The 2517-nt window shown below is 65.9% G+C and carries 2 protein-coding genes; both read left to right on the top strand.

What is annotated here, in order from left to right; translation table 11 throughout:
- The first annotated feature begins 111 nt into the window (after nucleotides 1-111).
- On the top strand, nucleotides 112-972 hold the full coding sequence (locus D3227_RS40125) for a site-specific integrase (protein WP_120019439.1): 861 nt from the start codon (nucleotides 112-114) through the stop codon (nucleotides 970-972).
- 11 nt (nucleotides 973-983) lie between these two features.
- Entirely contained in the window at nucleotides 984-2168 is a 1185-nt protein-coding gene (locus tag D3227_RS40130) for an IS91 family transposase (RefSeq protein ID WP_120019438.1), read from the top strand.
- The last annotated feature ends 349 nt before the right edge of the window (nucleotides 2169-2517 follow it).

The following is a 2517-nucleotide window of genomic DNA, read 5'->3' on the forward strand; positions in this document are numbered from 1 at the left end:
GGATTGAACGAAGCCGCTGACGCGGCATTTGGCGGGTCGGTTTGCGGGTGAAGCTTCTGTTTTGGAGGATTGCGGCTGTTGAAGCGCAATCTTGAGAACAGGAGCAATAAAATGGCCGAGTTGAGCCCGCTTCGCCGGCGCATGATCGAGGATTTGACGATCCGTAATCTGTCGCCGGCCACGCAGCGATCCTACGTGCATGCCGTGGCGAAGTTTTCGCGCTACTTTGGCCGTTCGCCGGACCGGCTCGGTCTGGAGGACGTCCGCGCCTTCCAAGTTCATCTGGTGTCGACCGGAATCTCGTGGCCAGCGCTGAACCAGACGGTGTGCGCGCTGCGGTTCTTCTACGGCGTGACGCTGGGCCATGCCGAGATTCCGGAGCGGATCGTCTATGCTCGCTCGCCACGCACGCTGCCGGTGGTGTTGAGCGCCGACGAGGTCGTCGCCTTCCTGGAGGCGGTGCCGAGCCTGAAGAGCCGTACGGCGCTGACGACGGCCTACGCAGCAGGTCTTCGCGCCTCGGAGACTGTCGGGCTGAAGGTCGGCGACATCGACAGCGGTCGCGGGGTGATCCGTGTCGAGCATGGCAAGGGCGGCAAGGACCGCACCGTGATGCTGTCGGCGCAGCTGCTGCGTATCCTGCGGGTCTACTGGCGTCTGGCGAAGCCGCAGGGCTGGCTGTTTCCCGGCCGAGACGCCAATCGGCCCATCGACGTGCAGGTGCTGTATTCGGCCTGCCGCTCGGCGCGAGCCGCCGCCGGCATCGACAAGCGCGTGACGGTCCACACGCTCAGGCACAGCTTCGCCACGCATCTGCTCGAGAACGGCACCGATATCCGCATCATCCAGGTGCTGCTTGGCCACAACAATCTTTCCTCGACGGCGCGCTACACCAAGGTCTCGAACGGCCTCATCCGGCGCACGACGAGCCCGCTCGACCGGCTGAACATCGAAGTCGTGCCGCCGGGCTGACGGTCCCGCCCATGTCGGCGAGACTGGAGGTGGCGGATATCTTCCGCCGCCATGGCGAGGCGTATCGACAGGTCAATATCGGCCATCTCGGACGCGTCGAGCGCCGCACGATGAGCGCCATCGAACTGTGCCGGACCGCCGAACTGGGCGGCCATGTGGAGGGCTGCCGGTCCTGCGGGGCGATCCGCGTGGCCTACAATTCCTGCCGCAACCGGCATTGCCCCAAGTGCCAGGGGCAGGCCTGCCGGGACTGGCTCGCCGCGCGGCAGGACGAGCTTCTTCCGGTTGCCTACTTCCACGTGGTGTTCACGCTGCCGGCCGAGGTTGCCGCGATCGCCTTCCAGAACAAGGCGGCGGTCTACACGATCCTGTTCAAGGCGGCCGCCGAGACGCTGCGCACGATCGCCGCGGATTCCAGGTATCTCGGCGCAGAGATCGGTCTCATCGCGGTGTTGCACAGCTGGGGCCAAACGCTCACCTACCATCCCCACATCCATTGCATCGTGCCGGGCGGTGGTTTGTCGCCCGACGGCACGCGATGGATCTCCTGCCGGCCGGGGTTCTTCCTGCCCGTGCGCGTGCTGTCGCGTCTGTTCCGCCGGCGCTTTCTGGAGGAGCTGCGAGCGGCCCATGATGGGGGGCGGCTGGGCTTCTTCGGCGATCTCGCCCACCTGGCAAAGCCCGATGCCTTCGCCCGCTTGCTCGCCGAGGCTCGTCGCCGTCAATGGGTGGTCTACGCCAAGCCGCCGTTCGGCGGGCCAGAGCAGGTGCTGGCCTATCTCGGCCGCTATACCCATCGCGTCGCCATCGCCAATTCCCGGCTGATCGGTATGGCCGACGGCAAGGTCGCGTTCCACTGGAGGGATTATCGCCATCGCGGCAAGACCAAGATCATGACGCTCGACGCGCACGAGTTCATCCGCCGTTTCCTGCTGCACACGCTGCCCGACGGCTTCCATCGCATCCGCCACTACGGCTTCCTCGCCAATGGTCATCGCGCTGCCAGGCTCGACCTGTGCCGCAGGCTTCTGGCCAGCCCGCAGCAGGACGACCTCGAAGCGGATGCCGAAAGCGCCGCCGCCGAGCCCCTTGCGGCAGCGCACCGCTGCCTATGCTGTGGAGGACGGATGATCACGCTCGCCATCTGGCGGTGCGGACAGACACCGCCGAGCTCATTCTGGAACGACACCTCATGATCGCGCCGGCGTCTACATCACCCGGTACGGTATCCGTCGCCATGCGCGCTGGCACCCCGACCCTTGTCCCGCCGCACAAAGCCGCAAGCAGCCAGCCCGGCGATAGAAAGCACTGCAGCCTGTCCGACGGCTCGCGCTATCACGGTTCCGCCTTCCACCGTGCCATCCTTCGCTGTGGCCGCATCGTGAACGCCCTTTATCAGCCCGGCACCGACGATCCCGACCGCTCCTCCAGGCTACAATCCCCATAGCGCCAAACCTACCCGCGCCTCCGTTCAATCCGGCTTGCAATGAGGTCCGACGTCCCGCCATGTGGCTCCGTCGAGCATGCGGACCTCACAGAAGCCTT

Source organism: Mesorhizobium waimense (assembly GCF_003601975.1).
GTDB classification, from domain to species: Bacteria; Pseudomonadota; Alphaproteobacteria; order Rhizobiales; family Rhizobiaceae; genus Mesorhizobium; species Mesorhizobium waimense.